The sequence below is a fragment of the Hydrogenophaga sp. genome, from assembly GCF_041633695.1.
GTDB lineage: Bacteria > Pseudomonadota > Gammaproteobacteria > Burkholderiales > Burkholderiaceae_C > Hydrogenophaga.
Genome location: NZ_JBFJMY010000588.1, coordinates 1 through 2221 on the forward strand (window position 1 = coordinate 1; position 2221 = coordinate 2221).

4 protein-coding genes are annotated in these 2221 nt (G+C 65.2%); all 4 read left to right on the forward strand.

All coding sequences use genetic code 11. From position 1 onward, the window contains the following. Positions 1–140: 140 nt before the first annotated feature. Complete coding sequence (locus tag ABYB95_RS22020; RefSeq protein ID WP_372662008.1) at positions 141–695, forward strand: NADPH-dependent FMN reductase; 555 nt, start codon at positions 141–143, stop codon at positions 693–695. Between the two features lie 4 nt (positions 696–699). After that, the gene (locus ABYB95_RS22025; protein WP_372662011.1) at positions 700–1131 is read left to right on the forward strand and encodes a nuclear transport factor 2 family protein; all 432 of its coding nucleotides are present in this window, start codon (positions 700–702) and stop codon (positions 1129–1131) included. 47 nt (positions 1132–1178) lie between these two features. Further along, positions 1179–2054, forward strand: coding sequence for a fumarylacetoacetate hydrolase family protein (locus ABYB95_RS22030; RefSeq protein WP_372662014.1), 876 nt, complete (start codon positions 1179–1181; stop codon positions 2052–2054). 6 nt (positions 2055–2060) lie between these two features. Then, positions 2061–2221: 3-keto-5-aminohexanoate cleavage protein (locus ABYB95_RS22035; protein ID WP_372662017.1), on the forward strand; the 161-nt coding region annotated here is incomplete at its 3' end.

Below are 2221 nucleotides of genomic sequence, written 5' to 3' on the forward strand. Positions count from 1 at the left end.
AAGGCTCGGCCAGCGAGCTGCTGCAAAGCCCGGCCATCCAGCGCGCCTACCTGGGCCTCGGCGACGGCGAACCTGCCCCGGCGCCCACCCCTTCTCCTCCTCCGTCTTCTTCTCCACCCCAACCTTAAAAAGGATCACACATGAGTACCTGCAAGATTGGCCTGCTGGTCGGCAGCCTGCGCCGCGAATCCATCAACCAGCGACTGGCCGACGCGCTGGTCAAGCTCGCACCACCTGCGCTCTCCTTCCACCCGATCGCGCTGGACGAGCTGCCCATGTACAACGGCGACCTCGAAGCGAACCGCCCGGACGCGGTGAACCGCTTCACCGCCGCCTGCGCCGGCATGGACGGCATGCTGATCGTGACACCGGAATTCAACCGCTCGCTGCCGGCGGTGCTCAAGAACGCCATCGACTGGGGGTCCAAGCCGATGGACAAGAACGTCTGGCGCGACAAGCCGGTTGCGATGGCGGGCACCACCCCCGGCGCGATCGGCACCGCAGCCGCCCAGCTGCACCTGCGCCAGGTGCTGGGCGCGCTCAGCGCGGCGGTGCTTGGCGGCGAGTGTTATGTCACGTTCAAGCCCGGCCTCATCGCAGAGGACGGTTCGGTGACGGACGATTCGACCCGCCAGTTCCTGCAGGCCTACATCAACCGCTTTGCCGCCTTTGCGACCAAGCTGACCCAGAACTGAGCCCATGAACCCAACCCCCACCGCGGACCAGGCCGACACCGAATCGGCCTGCAGCCGTCTCATCGTCGACTTCGCCAACAGCCTGGACCGGAAGGACTACCCGCAAGTGCTCAAGCTCTTCACAGAAGACGCCACGCTCGACCGCGCGGGCCTGGTCATGCGCGGCATCGACGAGATCCGCAACTTCCTTGAGGCGCGTCCCGCGCACGCGGTCACGCGCCATCTGTGCACCAACATCCGCGTGCACCCCCAAGGCCACGACGCCGCCGAAGGCAGCTGCTACCTGCAGTTCTTCCAATCCGCCAACGAAGAAGGGCACCCGTTGCCCGTCCAAGTCGCGGCGACCGCCGTGGCCGACTATTTCGTTGGCTTCGTGCGGCAGAGCGGCCACTGGCGCATCCAGGACTTCCGCATCCGACCGACTTTCCAGGGTTGAGCAGCACCCCCGCTTGACCATCTTCTTTTTTTACCTGGGAGCTTTTCATGAAACTCGTCACCTTCACCTGCCGAGGCCGCACCTCCATCGGCAAAGTCATCGGCAACGCCGTGATCGACCTGCCCGCGAGCGACGCCGCTCTACCCAACACCATGCTGGAATTGCTGCAAGGCGGCCCGGCTTTGCTGGAACGTGCCCGCGCCGTGGTGGCTGGCTCTTGCTACCCGTTGGCCGATGTGGAATTGCAAGCGCCGATCCCGAACCCTTCGAAATACCTGGCCATCGGCTTGAACTACCGCAAGCACGTGGAGGAAGCCATTCGCCTGGGCGTGAAGCCGCCCGAGACCCAACTGTGGTTCAACAAGCAGGTCTCTTGTGTGCACCCGCCCTATGCGCCGGTGCACCTGCCCAAGGTGTCGGACAAGCTGGACTACGAAGCCGAGCTGGGCGTGGTCATCGGCCAGCGCTGCCGCCACGTGAGCGTGGAGCAGGCACGTGCCGTGATCGCCGGCTATGTGGTCTGCAACGACGTGTCTGTGCGCGACTGGCAGAGCCGCTCGCAGACCATGACGCTGGGCAAGTCGTTCAACACGCACGGCCCGATCGGGCCTTGGATCGTGACCGATGACGAGGTTCCCGATCCGCACGCACTGCGCCTGCGCACACTGGTCAACGGCGAGGTCCGGCAAGACAGCAACACCGCCGACATGCTCTACAACATCTACGAGCAAATCGCCCACCTCTCCACCGTGATGACGCTGGAGCCCGGCGATGTGCTGGCCACCGGCACGCCTTCGGGCGTGGGCGTGGGCATGGTGCCGCCTTGTTTCCTGAAAGTTGGCGACGTGGTGCGGGTCGAAGTGGAAGGCATTGGCCACATCGAAAACACCATCGTCCCAGAACCTCTCGGGCTCGCGTCCTGACCCACCATGCCCCAGCACAAAGTCATCATCACCTGCGCCGTCACCGGCTCGATCCACACGCCCTCCATGTCGCCGCACCTGCCGGTGAGCGCCGAGGAGATCGCTGAAGCCGCCATTGGCGCGGCCGAAGCGGGTGCTGCCATCGTGCACCTGCACGCGCGCAACCC